General features: G+C 61.6%; 12 protein-coding genes. 7 read left to right on the top strand and 5 right to left on the bottom strand.

Annotation, left to right across the window (positions count from 1 at the left end; genetic code table 11):
* Positions 1–65 precede the first annotated feature (65 nt).
* The 4 genes from lon to ACYP2Q_RS30550 all read left to right on the top strand — a co-directional run bounded on the left by lon (position 66) and on the right by ACYP2Q_RS30550 (position 6,038).
* Positions 66–2,462, top strand: coding sequence for an endopeptidase La (lon, locus tag ACYP2Q_RS30565; protein WP_046817997.1), 2,397 nt, complete (start codon positions 66–68; stop codon positions 2,460–2,462).
* A gap of 149 nt (positions 2,463–2,611) precedes the next feature.
* Positions 2,612–2,884: an HU family DNA-binding protein gene (locus tag ACYP2Q_RS30560; RefSeq protein ID WP_002552737.1), complete on the top strand. Its 273-nt coding sequence runs from the start codon at positions 2,612–2,614 to the stop codon at positions 2,882–2,884.
* Positions 2,885–3,117: 233 nt separating this feature from the next.
* The gene (locus ACYP2Q_RS30555) at positions 3,118–4,989 is read left to right on the top strand and encodes a SurA N-terminal domain-containing protein (protein WP_459733903.1); all 1,872 of its coding nucleotides are present in this window, start codon (positions 3,118–3,120) and stop codon (positions 4,987–4,989) included.
* 203 nt (positions 4,990–5,192) lie between these two features.
* Positions 5,193–6,038, top strand: coding sequence for a DUF2242 domain-containing protein (locus ACYP2Q_RS30550; RefSeq protein WP_459733902.1), 846 nt, complete (start codon positions 5,193–5,195; stop codon positions 6,036–6,038).
* Positions 6,039–6,384: 346 nt separating this feature from the next.
* Here the strand turns inward: ACYP2Q_RS30550 and ACYP2Q_RS30545 are convergent, their stop codons facing one another.
* From ACYP2Q_RS30545 to ACYP2Q_RS30525, 5 genes are read right to left on the bottom strand one after another with little or no spacing between them, the layout of a single operon-like run.
* Positions 6,385–7,440: an AraC family transcriptional regulator gene (locus ACYP2Q_RS30545; protein WP_459733901.1), complete on the bottom strand. Its 1,056-nt coding sequence runs from the start codon at positions 7,438–7,440 to the stop codon at positions 6,385–6,387.
* A gap of 3 nt (positions 7,441–7,443) precedes the next feature.
* Positions 7,444–8,574, bottom strand: coding sequence for a carbon-nitrogen hydrolase family protein (locus tag ACYP2Q_RS30540; protein ID WP_459733900.1), 1,131 nt, complete (start codon positions 8,572–8,574; stop codon positions 7,444–7,446).
* Positions 8,575–8,619: 45 nt separating this feature from the next.
* Positions 8,620–9,297 (bottom strand): TetR/AcrR family transcriptional regulator, encoded by a 678-nt coding sequence (locus tag ACYP2Q_RS30535; RefSeq protein WP_459733899.1) that lies wholly within the window; start codon positions 9,295–9,297, stop codon positions 8,620–8,622.
* A 22-nt stretch (positions 9,298–9,319) separates the two neighbouring features.
* Complete coding sequence (locus ACYP2Q_RS30530) at positions 9,320–10,648, bottom strand: spinster family MFS transporter (protein WP_459733898.1); 1,329 nt, start codon at positions 10,646–10,648, stop codon at positions 9,320–9,322.
* The gene (locus ACYP2Q_RS30525) at positions 10,645–11,628 is read right to left on the bottom strand and encodes a flavin reductase (RefSeq protein WP_459733897.1); all 984 of its coding nucleotides are present in this window, start codon (positions 11,626–11,628) and stop codon (positions 10,645–10,647) included. Before ACYP2Q_RS30525 ends, ACYP2Q_RS30530 begins: the two co-directional genes overlap by 4 nt.
* A 138-nt stretch (positions 11,629–11,766) precedes the next feature.
* Between ACYP2Q_RS30525 and ACYP2Q_RS30520 the strand changes: the two genes are divergently transcribed.
* The 3 genes from ACYP2Q_RS30520 to ACYP2Q_RS30510 all read left to right on the top strand — a co-directional run bounded on the left by ACYP2Q_RS30520 (position 11,767) and on the right by ACYP2Q_RS30510 (position 16,698).
* A complete protein-coding gene (locus ACYP2Q_RS30520) occupies positions 11,767–13,263 on the top strand; it encodes a coniferyl aldehyde dehydrogenase (protein WP_459733935.1) in 1,497 nt (498 codons plus the stop codon).
* A gap of 53 nt (positions 13,264–13,316) precedes the next feature.
* Positions 13,317–14,969 (top strand): methyl-accepting chemotaxis protein, encoded by a 1,653-nt coding sequence (locus tag ACYP2Q_RS30515; protein ID WP_459733896.1) that lies wholly within the window; start codon positions 13,317–13,319, stop codon positions 14,967–14,969.
* Between the two features lie 160 nt (positions 14,970–15,129).
* A complete protein-coding gene (locus ACYP2Q_RS30510; protein WP_459733895.1) occupies positions 15,130–16,698 on the top strand; it encodes an amidase in 1,569 nt (522 codons plus the stop codon).
* Positions 16,699–16,996: the final 298 nt, after the last annotated feature.

The raw sequence follows: 16,996 nt of genomic DNA, 5'->3' as shown, positions 1-16,996 counted from the left end.
CCCATCTTGGTTTCAAGCTTACATCCATCTGTTTCCGGCCCTAGGGCCGCCGTAGAGGCGAAATCATGAAGACAACCATCGAATTGCCTCTCCTGCCATTGCGTGATGTCGTGGTTTATCCGCACATGGTTATCCCGCTGTTCGTGGGGCGCGAGAAATCCATCGAAGCCCTCGAGGCCGCGATGACGGGCGACAAGCAGATCCTCCTGCTGGCCCAGAGAAACCCTGCTGACGACGATCCCGGTGAAGACGCACTTTATCGCGTAGGTACGATTGCGACCGTTCTGCAGCTGCTCAAGCTGCCTGACGGCACAGTCAAGGTTCTGGTCGAAGGCGAACAGCGCGGCGCCGTGGAGCGCTTCAGCGAAGTGGACGGCCATTGCCGCGCCGAAGTGTCGTTGATCGACGAAGTCGATGCGCCTGAGCGCGAGTCGGAAGTGTTCGTGCGCAGCCTGCTGTCGCAGTTCGAACAATATGTGCAGCTGGGCAAGAAAGTCCCGGCTGAGGTCCTGTCGTCGCTCAACAGCATCGATGAGCCAGGCCGCCTGGTCGACACCATGGCCGCGCACATGGCGCTGAAAATCGAGCAGAAGCAGGAAATTCTCGAAATCATCGACCTGTCGGCCCGTGTCGAGCACGTGCTGGCCTTGCTGGATGCCGAGATCGACCTGCTGCAGGTCGAGAAACGCATACGCGGTCGTGTCAAAAAGCAAATGGAGCGCAGTCAGCGCGAGTACTACCTGAATGAGCAGATGAAGGCCATTCAGAAAGAACTCGGTGACAGCGACGAAGGGCATAACGAAGTCGAAGAGCTGAAAAAGCGCATCGATGCCGCCGGCTTGCCGAAAGACGCGCTGGCCAAGGCGACGGCCGAGCTGAACAAGCTCAAGCAGATGTCGCCGATGTCCGCCGAAGCGACTGTGGTCCGTTCCTACATCGACTGGCTGGTCCAGGTGCCGTGGAAGGCCCAGAGCAAGGTGCGCCTTGATCTGGCTCGCGCCGAAGACATTCTCGACGCGGATCACTACGGCCTCGAAGAGGTCAAGGAACGCATTCTCGAATACCTCGCCGTGCAGAAGCGCGTGAAGAAGATTCGTGGTCCGGTATTGTGCCTGGTAGGTCCTCCTGGGGTGGGTAAAACCTCGCTGGCGGAATCCATTGCCCACGCCACCAACCGTAAATTCGTGCGCATGGCCCTCGGTGGCGTGCGCGATGAAGCGGAAATTCGTGGTCATCGCCGTACTTACATCGGTTCGATGCCAGGAAGATTGATTCAAAAGATGACAAAAGTGGGTGTGCGCAACCCGCTGTTCCTGCTCGATGAAATCGACAAGATGGGCAGCGACATGCGTGGCGATCCGGCCTCGGCGTTGCTGGAAGTGCTCGATCCGGAGCAGAACCATAACTTCAACGATCACTATCTGGAAGTCGATTACGACCTGTCCGATGTGATGTTCCTGTGCACCTCCAACTCCATGAACATTCCACCGGCGCTGCTGGACCGGATGGAAGTGATTCGTCTGCCGGGTTACACCGAAGACGAGAAGATCAACATCGCCGTCAAATACCTCTCGCCGAAGCAGATCACGGCCAACGGCCTGAAGAAAGGCGAGCTGGAATTCGACGCCGAAGCGATCCGCGACATCATCCGCTACTACACCCGTGAAGCCGGTGTACGGGGCCTGGAGCGCCAGATTGCCAAGGTTTGCCGCAAGGCGGTCAAAGAGCATGCGCTGGAAAAACGCTTCTCTGTGAAGGTCACAGCGGACGATCTGGAACACTTCCTGGGCGTGCGTAAATTCCGCTACGGCCTGGCAGAGCAGCAGGACCAGATCGGCCAGGTCACCGGCCTGGCATGGACTCAGGTGGGCGGTGAATTACTGACCATCGAAGCCGCCGTCGTTCCGGGTAAAGGCCAACTGATCAAGACCGGTTCCCTGGGTGACGTGATGGTCGAATCGATCACCGCAGCCCTGACCGTCGTGCGCAGCCGTGCCAAGAGCCTGGGCATTCCCCTGGACTTCCACGAGAAGCGCGACACGCACATCCACATGCCGGAAGGGGCGACCCCGAAAGACGGCCCGAGCGCTGGCGTGGGCATGTGCACGGCATTGGTGTCGGCATTGACCGGCATCCCGGTACGCGCGGATGTCGCCATGACGGGTGAAATTACCCTGCGTGGCCAGGTATTGGCGATTGGTGGCCTGAAGGAAAAACTGCTGGCCGCGCATCGTGGCGGAATCAAGACCGTGATCATTCCTGAAGAGAATGTTCGCGATTTGAAGGAAATTCCGGACAATATCAAGCAAGATCTTCAGATTAAACCAGTTAAATGGATTGACGAGGTCCTGCAAATTGCGCTGCAATACGCCCCGGAGCCCTTACCGGATGTGGCTCCGGAGATAGTCGCGAAGGATGAGAAACGTGACGCAGATTCTAAGGAAAGAATTAGCACGCATTAGTACGTATTTGCCTGGGGGGCTTCCTTGACAGTTTTTTAGAGCCCTTGTTATAAAGCGGCTCTTAAGTGTCTGTAGGCCATTCAGCACTCGTTTTTGCTTTCACCAAAAAAACTTAGAATCATACTCAAATAGATATAAGGGGACTTAGAGTGAACAAGTCGGAACTGATTGATGCTATCGCTGCATCCGCTGATATCCCGAAAGCTGCTGCTGGCCGTGCGCTGGACGCTGTAATCGAATCCGTCACTGGCGCTCTCAAGGCTGGCGACTCCGTGGTTCTGGTTGGTTTCGGTACCTTCTCCGTAACTGATCGTCCAGCTCGCATTGGTCGTAACCCACAGACCGGTAAGACGCTGGAAATCGCAGCTGCCAAAAAACCAGGTTTCAAAGCCGGTAAAGCACTGAAAGAAGCTGTCAACTAAGTTCCATTCAGGTTTTTGCCTATCCGGGTCGGGGTCATGCCTGACCTGGCAGCGGAGCGGTAGTCCAGTCGGCAGTTCGCCGGTCCGAGACGCCGAGGCTTGTTAAGTCGAGCCATCGGTCCGCTCCGCCAGTTACGAGAAGGCGCATCCTCGGATGCGCCTTTCTTCTATCCGGATTCTACCCACGCTCCACGGTTGCCTAATTTTGAAGTTCAACCGTTTTTGGGGGACGCATGCTGCAGAATATCAGGGACAATTCACAAGGCTGGATTGCCAAGACCATTATCGGGGTCATCGTTGCACTGATGGCTTTGACCGGTTTCGACGCCATCTTCCAGGCCACGACGCACAAAAACGAGGCGGCGAAGGTCAATGGTGACGAAATCAGCCAGAACGAGCTGAGCCAGGCGGTCGATATGCAACGCCGTCAACTCATGCAACAGCTGGGCAAGGATTTCGACGCCTCCTTGCTCGACGAAAAAATGCTGCGCGAATCGGCCCTCAAGGGCCTGATCGACCGCAAACTGCTGCTGCAAGGCGCAGAAAACTCCAAATTCGCTTTCTCCGAAGCGGCGCTGGACCAGGTCATCCTGCAAACACCTGAATTCCAGGTGGATGGCAAGTTCAGCCCTGAGCGTTTCGACCAGGTGATTCGTCAACTCGGCTACAGCCGTATGCAGTTCCGCCAGATGCTGGCTCAGGAAATGCTGATCGGACAACTGCGCGCCGGTTTGGCGGGTAGCGGTTTTGTCACCGATGCCCAGGTCCTGGCCTTCGCCCGTCTGGAAAAACAGACCCGCGATTTCGCTTCCCTGAACATCAAGGTTGACCCGTCAGCCGTGAAGCTGACCGACGAAGAGGTCAAGGCCTATTACGACGAGCACGCCAAGGAATTCATGACACCAGATCAGGTGGTCATCGATTACCTGGAGTTGAAGAAGGCTTCCTTCTTTGACCAGGTCAGCGTCAAGGACGAGGACCTGCAAGCGGCGTATCAGAAAGAAACTGCGAACCTGGCCGAACAACGCCGGGCTGCGCACATCCTGATCGAAGTGAACGACAAGACCACCGAAGCACAGGCCAAGGCCAAGATCGAAGAGATCCAGGCCCGCCTGAACAAGGGTGAGAAGTTCGACGCCCTGGCCAAGGAATTCTCCCAGGACCCGGGTTCGGCCAACAACGGCGGCGACCTGGGCTACGCAGGTCCTGGCGTCTATGACCCGGCGTTCGAGAAAGCCTTGTATTCGTTGGCCCAGGATCAGGTTTCCGAACCGGTTCGCACCGACTTCGGTTTCCACCTGATCAAGCTGTTGGGCGTGGAAGCGCCTGAAGTGCCGACGTTGGCCAGCCTGAAAGACAAGCTGACCCGCGAATTGAAGGCCCAACAGGTCGAGCAGCGTTTCGTCGAAGCGACCAAGCAACTGGAAGACGCCGCGTTCGAAGCGTCCGATCTGGTCCAGCCTGCGCAAGACTTGAAGCTGACCGTGCATACTTCCGCGCCATTCGGCCGTGAAGGGGGCGAAGGCATTGCGGCCAACCGTGCCGTGATCACCGCAGCGTTCAGCCCGGAAGTGCTGGATGAGAGTGCCAACAGCACCGCCATCGAGCTCGACCCCGACACCGTGATCGTGTTGCGTGCCAAGGAACACCTCAAGCCTGCGCAACTGCCACTGGAAAAGGTCGAGGGTCCGATCCGCATGCAATTGGCCAAGGAGCACGCCAGTGCTGCCGCCAAGACCAAGGCCGATGAACTGATTGCCAGCCTGCGCGATGGCAAGACCCCTCTGGACAAGCCGATCGACGGTCAGAACTGGAAGGTCACCGAAGCCGCGACCCGCGCTCAGGAAGGCGTGGACCCGACTGTGCTGCAGGCGCTGTTCCGCATGCCAAAGCCTGCCGCCAAGGACAAACCGACTTTCAGCAGCGTCACCTTGCCTGATGGCAGCCTGATGATCGTGCGTCTGAACGGTGTGAACGAGGCCGCAACGCCGACCGAAGAAGAGAAGGCTCAATACCGTCGCTTCCTCGCTTCGCGTGTTGGCCAGCAAGACTTCGCGGCTTACCGCAAGCAGCTGGAAAGCCAGGCCGAGATCAAGCGTTTCTGATCCAGGTTTGCGATTTTGGCGTGAAATGAAGACCCCGGCCGTCAGGCCGGGGTTTTTTTTTTGGCTCAATTGCACGATGCGGGGCAATTTTCTCCCGACCATCGGGTCAACACCCCTGTAACTGTTTTAAGACACAATCGGTACGCCGCTAAGCATCGATCTGTTGCACAATACGCCCCGAACCGTTTCTCTCAGGATGTTCAATGTTTAAATCAATTCCCATGCGGGTTGTCGGGCTGGCCTTGGTGCTGGCTGCTGCTGCCGGTTGTTCGTCGAAGAAAGCCGCCATCTACGAGCATGAGAACTTCGATGATTCCGGAACCTTTTCCCGCAACTATCCGGTGACCGATTCAGCCTCCTGTGAAGCGGCGCGTCGCGCCTTGCTGAGCCAGGGCTATATCATTACCAGCAGTGATCCGAAGCTGGTCAGTGGGCACAAGAGCTTCCAGCAGACCGGCGAAAACCACATGGAAATCAGTTTCAGCGTGGTCTGCACCGAAGACGGCACGACGGAGCACCATGCCACCGTGTTCGCCAACGCCCTGCAGGACAAGTACGCGCTGAAGAAAACCAACAACTCGGCCAGCCTCGGTGTTGGCGTGCTGGGCTCGGTATCGATGCCGATCGGCTCGTCGGACGACTCGATGGTCAAGGTCGCGAGCGAAACCGTCACCTCGGCGAAGTTCTACGAGCGTTTCTTCGCCCTGGTCGAGCTGTTCCTGCCCAAGGAAGTGAAAGCAGCGGCGCACATCCCCGACAAGCCGAAAACCGACCTGGGCGTGCCCGAGCCCAAGCCGGCACCAGCCCCGGCACCGTTGGCCCCTGAGTCCGCGGCACAGCCTGCCCAGGCGCCAGAGGCTGCCAAGGCCGCCGAAGTCGCTCCAGCCGCTTCCGAGCCGGTCGCGCCGCCGCCTGAGGCCGCACCGATTTCCTCAACCCCAAGCACTGAACCAGCGCCTTCCACGGAATCCATCACGCCCCCGGCCAACCCGAGCGACATGGTGCCACCTTCCGAACCGATCCAGGCCATGCCCATCACTGGTCAGTGATGGCATCACGGGGCCCGGCGGCATCGCGTCGGCCCCGTTACCGCGGCAAAGATTGACCCGCGTCAAACAGACCGTCGTCCTGCGGCCTGCAGCGAAAAAATCCTGTGATAAATTCCCTTCTGCCTGCTACGTTTTATCTAGTAGCGACGAACTGTCGTGTCCGCGTCATTTTTCTTTCACGCGGGCACTTTAGGCTCAAGGCGCTGGTCATTTATTCAGACGTTTTTTTTAGAGCTGTGGGGGATTCGAAAATGGACGATTATCAAGAAGAACTGCTCGAGTATCAGGCGTTTGAACTGGACCCAGTGGAACCCGCCGAGGACGCGACCGAGCTTTAGCTTTCAGCTTAAAGCTTGCTGCTGTTGGCTGTTTCCCTACGACTGCGACGAAACTCGCCGGGTGTCTGATCGGTCCAGCGCTTGAAGGCCCGTTGAAAGGCTTCGGCTGAGCCAAAGCCCAGCAGGTAGGCGATTTCGCCGAACGCCAGTTCGGTATCGCGAATGTAGGTCATGGCCAGGTCGCGACGGGTGTCGTTGAGGATCGCACGAAATTGCGTGCCTTCTTCGGCGAGCTTGCGGCGCAAGGTCCAGACCGGCAGCTTGAGGCGTGCCGCCACTTCTTCCAGGTCGGGTTCCCGGCCACCATTGAGCAATGGCCCCAGCAACTGAGTGATGCGTTCACCCAGGCTGCGGGTGCGTGTCAGTTGCTCCAGTTCCCGCTCACACAGTTGCAGCAGATGCCGCCAGGTGCTCGGGCAATGCTCGGGATTGCGCCGGGCAAGGCTGGCCAGGCTCAGACGCAGTTGATTGTGTTCGGCGCCGAACTGGATCGGGCAGTCGCCCAGCACCTCGTAGGCCGCGCGGTAACCGGGATCTTCGAATTCGATGTCGATGCGTTCGGCGCGCAGCGGGGCAGGGCTGATGCTGGACAATTGCCGCAACCACCCGCCGATGATCGAGTCCACCACGAAACGGTTGTAGCTGTTGTAGGGGCTGATGGAGTAGAAGCGCAGCCAGGCACCCTGAGCGTCCTCATGGAAGCTCGATTGACCGCGATAGTTGGAACCATACAAGGCTTCGAATCGAATCAGGCAGCGCGCCGCCTCGCGCACCGTCGGCGCCTGGGCGGCGGTGACGCCGGCAAGACCGGCCTGGCTCAGGCGGCTGAGCAGACCCATCTGCAAGCCGAGCGCCGGGTTGCCAGTCAACTGGATGGCCGCGTGGCCCAGGCGCATGTAGCGCGGGATCGAAAGACGGGCGCCGGCTTCACTCAACCGGGCTGCATCCAGGCCATATTGCTCGAGCAGTGGCTGCGGGTCTGCCCCGTGGCTGCGCACGGCGTCGGCCAGGCTGTGAACAAAACCCACCGACAGATCACCCAGGCGCATGGGGGTGGGTTTCATGGCCTACAGCCAAAGGTTCAGCAAGCGCGCACCGCGGGCCTTGCCATCGGCGAAATGCCGGCCGTTGCTGCTGAGAAAACTCTGACCGGCGCTGCCCTGATCCCAAAACTGTCCACGCAGGAATACGTTGATGCCAGCGATGGCCTGGCTGGCGGGTGCTTGCGTGCTCAGGTTCAGGCGCTGCCAGGCCTGGCCTTCACTGACTTCCCCGGCCTTGAGGCTGACGGAGCCGGGAGTCGATGAGTCCTTGTAGCCACGCCACGGCTGGTCCCAGGTACCGCGGCCGGTAATGAACGCCGGGACCGCGACCAGCTGTACCTGCTGGGTGTCGAGTTTGCGGTAGTTGTCCGGGTACCAGCTGTCGCTGCCGATCAGTACGCCCAGGCGCCCGGCCGGGGTGTCGACGACATTGAGCGTGTGTTCGCCGTTGCCCTTGATCGCCTCCTGCTGTTCGAACACCGGATACATCTGGCGCTGGGGCTGGCCGATGGGCAGGCCATCGCGGCCGAACACCACGCTGCTGTTGAACAACGCGCCACGGCCGATTTTCAGCGTGCCGTCGATGACGCTGGGTTCGGGCAACACGATGGAGCCCGCCACCAGGGTGACGTCAAATTCTTTGGCCAGCCCGCCGAACAACGCCTGGTAATCCCTGGCCATGCCTTTGGCTTTCATGCGCAGGTGCGCGTCGTCGATACGGCTCTCGCCCTCGGCGCCAATCAGCGCGCGGACGAACTTCAGCGGGTTGCTCACGGCCAGCCAGTTCATGGCTTCCTTGAACGTGCCGGCCTGGTACAACTCGTCCTTTTCGCCGCTGACCATCAGCCAGGTGCCCACATGTTCGGGCAATACGACGATGGTTTTTTCATTCAACAGCCCCTGGTCCCGGGCCTTCTGCAAGTAGGCGGCGAGTTTGCGGTGCAAGCGTTCGGGGCTTTGGTAGTCGGTGGGAAACAGCTCGGGCTGGATGCCCAGCAGATTGCCGCGGTCAGCGGGTGTGCCCTGGTCGACGGCGACATCGATCCGCAGATCGGAGAGGTACAGCCCCGTCGGGCGATCCGCGGCCCACATTGCGTAGGTCGTAAGGGCGGCGATCAGCGCCATGGAGAACGTCAGGTACAAAAGTTTGCGCATGGGGGAACAGTCAATAGCCCTCTACAGGCTTGTCATCGGTTTGCGTCAAGGATAAAGCGAATCAGGCGGTGGGTGGGGAAAATTGACAGCGCCCCGCGCAATTGGCCGCGTCGCAGGTGCTTTGTTCTTCTGGTTGTTGGCGATAATGCACGTCACTACGTCTGTCAGTGTTTCTGTCAGCTGTGATTCGCTTGCCTCGACGCTGTACCACTGTGACTGGCCGAACAGCATGGCAATGACCGCACTGGTGGTAGGGCCGATGTCGCCACTGGGCCTGCCTTTGTCGCCATCCCTGTCAGCGATGATGGCGTCTAAAAGTGCGGCGTAGCGGTTTTTCAGCTGGATAACCTGCTGCTTCTGTTCTTCGTTCAGATTGGTGAACTCACGGGTGACCAGGGTCAGTCTGTATTTTTCATTGAAGTTGAAGGCGATGAAGGCCTGGATGAACAGCCGAAGACGTGCGCGCGGGTTGCGTGCGCCTTTCATTCGCCGCAGCGTGTCCAGCAGCAAGTCCGATAAGGCCGACTCGATGAGCTCGAACAACAGCGCCTGCTTGTTTTCGATGTGGTGGTAGAGCGACCCGGCATGCAGCCCCAGGTAGCTCGCCAGGTCGCGCAAGCCGATGGCCTGGTAGCCGTGGGTGGCGAAGAGTTCGAGTGCCGCGTCGAGCAGTCGATCGCGGGCGCTGTGTACTGGATTGGCAGATGCGCTGTTGGTTGGCATGGGTGTCCGTCGACTGGAAAAATTATCCCGCGTGGCGATAGCCTGTTGCGCGAGCATGGTGTGCCGTGCGCATGAGCAGCAGCACCGCGCAAATCACCGGCAGATTCACCAGCAGCAAGGCATAGCGCAATGACTCCTGGCCAAACAGCGGTAGCAACATGTCGCTGCACAAGCCGGTCAACAAGGGCCCGACGCCAATCCCGAGCAGCGTGCTGACGATGGTTTGCAGCGCCATGGCGGTACCGCGTCTACCCGCGGGCACCAGTTGCGTGACGAGGTTGTAGGACGGCGCGACCCACCACACGGCAAAGAAGGAATAGAGCGCGCACCAGAGCATGGCGTCTGGAATCGGCACATTGCCCAATTGCACCTGCACGGAGTCGGACCACAGCAGGTAGGGGACCAGCGCACAGGTGGCCGCCAGGTGGCCCACTACGGGAATGGACACCTGCCAGTGGGGATTGCGACGGCACAGGCGGTCACTCAACCAGCCGCTGAACAGCCCCCCGATCCCGGCCGAGGTCCCGCAGATCACCCCCGCCAGCAAGCCGGCGTGTTGCAGTGACAGGCCGTGGGAGCGCACCAGGAAACTGGTGTTCCACATGGCAATGGCATAGGCGCTGAGCGTGGTCAGGCCGCCCGCGAGGATCAGGCAGCGGTAGGCCGGCAATGCCCACAGCTTGCGGGCTTCGGCGCCCATGCCCAGCAGTGCGGGCGGTGTGTGGGTGTGTGGCGTGAGGTCCCAGCGGCCACGCTGCGGCTCGCGCACGACAAAGGCCAGGATCGTGCAGAACATCAGGGCCGGCATGCCCAGCGCAATGAATGCAGTGCGCCAGCCATAGTGCTCGACCACCCAGGCGCCGATACTCAAGCCGATGATCGAGGAAAAGGTCGGCGCTGCGGTGAAACAGCTGATGGCGAATGAGCGTCGATTGGCCGGATACAGGTCGGCGATCAACGACAGCGAGGCCGAAGTGGTCGGCGACTCGCTGATGGCCACCAGCATTCGTGCAATGGCCAGCGCCAGGAAACTCCCCGCCAGCCCACATGCCATGGTGGCCACGGCCCAGAGCAGGCAAGACATCGCCAGCAGGCGGATACGCGGCATGCGGTCCACCAGTCGTCCGGCTGGCAGGCCCATGAGTGCATAGACGGCCGCGAACGCCAGCCCGGAGATCAAGCCGATGGCGGTGTCACTGACGCCGAATTCGGCCTTGATCGGTTCGACCATGACCGCGAGTATCTGGCGCCCGACAAAGTTGTCGGCAAACACCATGGCCAGCAGCAACAGCAGGCCATGGCTGCCCCAGCCGACCGTGGCGGCCGGCAGCGTACCCGCGCGAGCGGTCATCGCGGCGCCCACAGATCAGGCAGGCCCGGGTCGCTCACGTGAATCAGGCGCTTGAGCAAGACCTTCAAGGCCTGGGCATCGGCAGCGCCGAGCTTGGCCGACAGGTCTTCTTCGACAGCCTTGGCCAGCGCCAGCTGATGCAGGGACACTTCGCGGCCTTGGGCGGTGAGGACAAAACGTGGCCCTTGCGCCGGACCCTCGAAGGCCACCAGGCGCTGGCGTTCGAGAAAACGCATGCTGGCCAGCGTCACTTCGCGGCCGGTGTAGGTGACGAAGGTGTTGATTTCCTCAAGCGTCATGTTGTCGCGAATACACAGGATCGACAAAACGAAGAACGTCTGTTCATCCAGCTGCTGACTGTTCAGCAGTTGGCGCAGGGCATTGAGTGCCTGGTAATGGCCGCGCCCCAGCAGGTAGCCGAGCAGGTCTTCGGTGTAGCTGCACTCCGGCGGTGGCGGCGTGGTCGCCAGGCGCAGCTCGCTGCGGGGCTTGCGCGTGGCCAGGGCATATTGGCCGCTCTGGAACGCCAGCGGCGCGCGATCGCTGTGATCGAAGGCGAGGACTTCGCCGACGAAAATCACATGGTCGCCGCCTTCGTACTGGAACGCGGTGCGGCACTGGAAGCGCGCCGTGCAATCCTGCAGCAACGGTGCCTCGCTGATGCCATTGTCCAGTTCGATCTCGGCGAACTTGTCCTCGCCCTGGGTGGCGAAACGTCCCGACAGGGTCTCCTGCTCCGTGGACAGCACGTGCACGTTCCAGTGCTTGCCGCTGCTGAAGATCGGCAAGCTGCGCGCTTGCTTGGACAGGCTCCAGAGCACCAGCGGTGGGTTGAGCGACACCGAGTTGAAGCTGTTGGCGGTGATGCCCACGGGCGAGCCGTCTTCGGTCTGGGTGGTGATGATCGTGACCCCGGTGGTGAACGTGCCGAGCGCGGCGCGGAATGCCTGGGGATCGAAGCTGATATTTTGCGTTGCCATGACTGGCCTCATGGGGTGGAGGTTTTCGTATGGCCAGTATTGGATGTTTGCAGGCCTTGAACATCGTCTCAACGGACTAACGCTAATGCGCCGCCTCGTCCGATTGGACGAGGCGGCGCAGGCGTGCGCGAGGCTAGGGTGGCGCCAGGCGCATCGGGCGCTCACCGGCCATCGAGCCAACCTGCAAAGGGGATAACAATGAGTTCAGCCACGTCTTCGGTCCGCGACCTTTCCAGCCTGCTGGCACGCCAGAAAGAGGCCTTTGCCGGCGCCGGCGGTGTCAGCGCCGACACCCGTCGCCAGCGCCTGCAGCAAGTGATCGACCTGTTGGTCGACAACCATGAAGCATTGACCGCGGCGATCGACCAGGACTTTGGCGGACGGCCTGCCGGCTTTTCCCTGATGAATGACGTGTTGGGCGCCCTGGCTTCGCTCAAATATGCCCGCGACCATCTGCAAGGGTGGATGCAGGATGAGCCGCGCGAGATGTTTGCCCCCTACGACCAGCTCGGCGCCAGGGCCTGGGTCATGCACCAGCCCAAAGGGACGGTGGGCATCCTCGGCACCTGGAATGCCCCGCTGTACACCTTGTTCAGCCCCCTGGCCTCGGCGCTGGCGGCGGGCAACCGGGCCATCCTCAAACCTTCGGAAGTGGTGCCGCGCACCGCTGAACTGGTGGCGCAGTTGTGCGCCGAAAATCTCGACCCGCTGGTGGTGGCGGTGGTCAATGGCGGCCCGGAGTTGGGCGAGGCGTTCAGCAGCCAGCCTTTTGATCACCTGGTGTTCACCGGCAGCACGGCGATTGGCCGGAGGGTGATGGGCAATGCCGCGAAAAACCTGGTGCCGGTGACCCTGGAGCTGGGCGGCAAATCGCCGGTGATCGTCTCGTCCAGTGCCGACCTGAACAAAGCCGCCTTCAGCATCGCGGCGGGCAAGGCCACCAATGGCGGACAGATCTGCATCAACCCGGACTTGGTGCATGTGCCCAAGGCCCGCCTTGAATCTTTCCTCGATGCGCTGCGCAGCGCTTATCGCGATCTCAACCCGACGGTCGCCGGCAACCCGGATGTGGTGGCAGTGGTCAACCAGCGCCACCTTGAGCGGGTCGAGGGCCTGGTCGAGGATGCGCAGTCGCGCGGTGCGCGCATCGAGTGCCTGCCTGAACCTTTGGCCGTGGATGCCCAGGACCGTCGTCGTCCGCTGCGGGTGGTGGTGGATCCGGCCCCGGACAGCCTGATCATGCACGAGGAAATCTTTGGCCCGGCCATGGTCGTGCTGGGCTATGACAACCTCGATCAAGTCATCGCACAAATCAACGCAGGGCCACGTCCGCTGGCGCTTTACTACTTCGGCGAGGATGCACAGGAGCAACGTCACGTGCTCGAGCACACCCTGTCCGGCGGGGTCACCCTCAACGACGTGATGATGCATGCGGCCCTGCACGATGCGCCGTTCGGTGGCATCGGTGCCTCGGGCATGGGCCATTACCATGGCCGCGAAGGCTTTCTCGAATTTAGTCACCTGCGCACGGTGTTCAAGGCCTCGGCCCACGACCCGCGCCGCGAATGGGGCCTGTTGCCGCCTTACGGCGAGCACTATCTGGCGGCGATGCTGGCCGGGGTCACTCGCGACTAATTCCAGCCTGGGGTGCTTGCGCCCCATCCGCTGCATCAGACAGGCCATTGATCATGTTCAAGGCAATTACCATCGCCCAGCGCCTGTGGCTCTGGGCGCTGCTGGCCACCCTATTGTTTGGCCTGGCGGTGCTGTTCGGCGCCTACGGCTTGCAGCAGGCACGTGACAGCCTGCGGGCCATCAACGAGGACAACCTGGCGACCTTGTTGATGTTTGGCGACATCGAACATCGCCTCGGTGAAAGTCGTCGCCAGGTTTTGCTGGCGATCCAGCAAGACCCGGAAGGCCCGCTGGTGGCGGCGTTCGACCGTCCGGTGGAAGCCACCCTGAGTGCCATCGAGAGTAACAATGTGGCACTGGCGCAGATCTGGGCGAGCTATCGCCAACGTTCATTGAGCGGCGAAGAGCAGCAGGCGGCTGATGCGTTCGACCTGCATTACCGGGCGTGGCAGGACGAGTTGGGCATCCTTCTGGAGTCCTTTCGCGTCGGCGATTTTCGCCTGCCCGGCATTTTGTCCTTTCTGCGCATGGCCGAGCCTCAGGGCAATGCCGCCGTGGCCGAGCTGAGCAAGCTGCAGGCCTTGCAGAAGCTGCGCGCAGCGCAGGCCTACGAGGCGGCGCAGTACCGCTATCGTTCGACGTTGCTGGCTTACCTGGCGCTGGCGGTGGTGGGCGGGCTGGTGGGCAGCCTCACCGCGTTTTCCACGCTGCGTCGGCTCAAGCGTGCCTTCGCCCAGGCCGGTGCCTGCGTGCGGGCCATCGCCAGTGGCGATCTGGTGCAGCCGATCGAGATCAAGGGCGGCGACGAGTTCGCGCTGATGCTGCGCGACATTGCGCTGATGCGTGACGGTCTGCACGGGCTGATTTCACAAATGCGCGAACTGGTGCAGCGGGTCAGTTGCGAAGCGGCGCACATGGCCGAATCGGCGGAGTCGGCTTCCACGGCTACCCAGCAACAGGCGGACGCGGTGCGCGGGATTTCCCGGGCGGTGGAGGACCTGTCGGGGTCGATCAGCGAAGTGGAAAACCATGTCGGTGTGTCACGCGACATCACCCAGCATTCGGCACGGCGCTCGGGCAAGAGCGAGGAATTTATTCGCGACATGGCCCAGGAGATGAACCGCATCAACGATGTGATCAGCGACACTGCCGTGCACATTCGCCAGCTCGAAGGATTCTCCGGGGAAATCAGCCACGTGCTCAAGGTGATTCGCAGCATCGCAGAGCAGACTAACCTGCTGGCGCTGAACGCCGCCATCGAGGCCGCGCGGGCAGGGGAGGCGGGGCGCGGGTTTGCCGTGGTCGCCGACGAAGTACGCCTGTTGGCCCAACGCACCGCCAGCTCGATTGGCGAAATCGACCTCACCGTGCAGCGCATCCAGGAAGGCACGCTGGCGGTGGTCGACGGCATGGGGCGGGTGGTCAGCCGGGTGCGTGACGGCGTCAACCTGGCCCATGAGGCGGGTGATTCGGTGGCGCAGATTCGCAGCGGCACCGATGATGTGATCCGCAGCGTGGACACCATCGCCACGGTCATCACTGAACAGGTGCGCGTCACCCGGGAAATGGTCGCCAGGGTCGAGAGCGTTTCCAACGGCACCGGTGCGCTGTCGGCCAATGCCGGGCGCAGCGCGGTGGCCGCCGCGGACCTGGAGCAACTGGCGCGGGCACTGGATCAGTTGTCGGCACGCTTTAATGTTGCTTGAAAAGACACGGCATTCACTGTTGGAGCGAGCCTGCTCGCGATGAGGTCACCACAATCAACATCAATGTTGACTGATCCATCGCTTTCGCGAGCAGGCTCGCTCCCACAGGGCGTAAGACCTGAACACTCTAAAAACCCACAAACAGGGCGCGATCACTACCATGGATAACCACGAAAACGCACCACTCAACTCCACCACCGGCTGGCCGCGCCGCAGCGTGCTCAAGGCCGGTGCCGTGGCGGTCGGCGTCGGGCTTCTGGGGCGTTTTGCCGACGCCCGCGCGACGGGGCTGTCGGCCAGCGAATACCAGGCCATGGATGCCTGGGCCATGAGCCAGGCGATCCGCAGTGGCGAACTGAGCGCCGAAGACCTGTTGGCGGCGGCGCTGGCCCGCTACAACGAGGTCAACCCCAAGGTCAATGCGGTGAACATGCTGCATGAAACCTACGCGCGGACCTTGCTCGCCCAGCGTCGCGCCGCCGGCACCTACAACCAGGGCACCCTGGCCGGTGTGCCGCTGCTGTTCAAGGACCTGAACACCACGCTACAAGGTACGATCACCAGTAACGGTAGCCGGATGTTCAAGGATTCACCGCCCGCTGCCCGCACCAGCACCCTGATTGCCCGCTACGAGCAGGCCGGTGCGGTGCCGTTCGGCAAGACCGCATCCCCCGAGTTTGGCTTGACCACCACCACCGAATCCCTGGCCTGGGGCCAGACTCATAACCCGTGGAACCTGGCCATGAGCGCCGGCGGTTCTTCTGGTGGCTCGGCCGCCGCAGTGGCGGCGGGGATCGTTCCCGTGGCTCATGCCACGGATGGCGGCGGTTCGATCCGCATTCCCTCTTCGTACTGCGGCGTAGTCGGGCTCAAGCCGACCCGCTATCGCACCCCCAGCGGGCCACTGCATTTCGAAGGTTCGTTTGGCGCCAGCGCAGCCAATGTGGTGTCGCGCACGGTGCGCGATACCGCGCTGTTCCTCGATGCCGGTCAGGGCCATGAGGCAGGCAGTGCCTATTGGTGTCCACCGTTGATTCGGCCTTATGTGGAAGAATTGCAACGTGATCCGGGCAAGTTGCGCGTGGCCGTGGTGCGCCAGTCGCTGACCGGCGCGCCTTTGGACCCGGCGATTGCCGCCACGCTGGAACAGACCATCAAGCAACTGTTGGCCCTTGGGCATCAACTCGACGAATTGACGCTGGACATCGATCCGCGCCAGTTGTTCGGTGCCCATGGCACTGCGCTCGGCATGGCATTGCGTGTGCAGATCCATGACCGCGAGCAGGTACTCGGACGGGCTGCCACGGTTCAGGATCTGGAGAAGATCACCTTGGTCAACCTCGAACGCTCGAAAGCCACCAGCGGCGAAGACCTGTACCGCGCGCGTCAAGCGTTCGAGAGTATTGGCGCGACGATGGAGCAGCACTTCGAACGCTACGACGTGATTCTGTCGCCGGTCACGGGCAGCCTGACCCCGAAGCTGGGTCTGTTGTCGCTTGACCAGCCCTGGGACAGCTACGCCCACCAGGCCATGGGCAGTGCCGGTTTCACCGTGATAGCCAACGTCAGCGGCCAGCCGGCCATCTCTCTACCCCTGGGCCAGAGCGACGACGGCCTGCCGGTGGGCATGATGTTCACCGCGCGCCTGGGTGGCGAAGACGTGCTGCTGCGCCTGGCCAGCCAGCTGGAACAGGCCCATCCGTGGGCCGCCAGACGCGCCACGCTTTAACCCCCCCTTGTAGGAGCCGGCTTGCCGGCGATGGCGGTGTGTCAGGCGAGGGCGATATTGGCTGTGCCGGCCTTTTCGCTGGCAAGCCAGCTCCTACAGGTTTATTGGGCGTTGCCGGGATTTGCGTTTGGCGGTGATCGCTGTAGGAGCCGGCTTGCCGGCGATGGCGGAGTGTCAGGCGAGGGCGATATTGGCTGTGCCGGCCTCATCGCTGGCAAGCCAGCTCCTACAGGTTTATTGGGCGTTGCCGGGATTTGCGTTTGGCGGTGATCGCTGTAGGAGCCGGCTTGCCGGCGAT

Source organism: Pseudomonas sp. MHK4 (genome assembly GCF_054600775.1).
This window is presented reverse-complemented; position numbering and strand designations above follow the sequence as displayed.

Bases quoted from the DNA above. Each gene is read 5' to 3' on its own strand.
- ACYP2Q_RS30510 (WP_459733895.1), top strand. From the start codon at position 15,130: ATGGATAACCACGAAAACGCACCACTCAACTCCACCACCGGCTGGCCG.
- ACYP2Q_RS30540 (WP_459733900.1), bottom strand. From the start codon at position 8,574: ATGCGCAAACTTTTGTACCTGACGTTCTCCATGGCGCTGATCGCCGCC.
- ACYP2Q_RS30545 (WP_459733901.1), bottom strand. From the start codon at position 7,440: ATGAAACCCACCCCCATGCGCCTGGGTGATCTGTCGGTGGGTTTTGTT.
- ACYP2Q_RS30515 (WP_459733896.1), top strand. From the start codon at position 13,317: ATGTTCAAGGCAATTACCATCGCCCAGCGCCTGTGGCTCTGGGCGCTG.
- ACYP2Q_RS30525 (WP_459733897.1), bottom strand. From the start codon at position 11,628: ATGGCAACGCAAAATATCAGCTTCGATCCCCAGGCATTCCGCGCCGCG.
- ACYP2Q_RS30530 (WP_459733898.1), bottom strand. From the start codon at position 10,648: ATGACCGCTCGCGCGGGTACGCTGCCGGCCGCCACGGTCGGCTGGGGC.
- ACYP2Q_RS30535 (WP_459733899.1), bottom strand. From the start codon at position 9,297: ATGCCAACCAACAGCGCATCTGCCAATCCAGTACACAGCGCCCGCGAT.
- ACYP2Q_RS30555 (WP_459733903.1), top strand. From the start codon at position 3,118: ATGCTGCAGAATATCAGGGACAATTCACAAGGCTGGATTGCCAAGACC.
- ACYP2Q_RS30550 (WP_459733902.1), top strand. From the start codon at position 5,193: ATGTTTAAATCAATTCCCATGCGGGTTGTCGGGCTGGCCTTGGTGCTG.
- lon (WP_046817997.1), top strand. From the start codon at position 66: ATGAAGACAACCATCGAATTGCCTCTCCTGCCATTGCGTGATGTCGTG.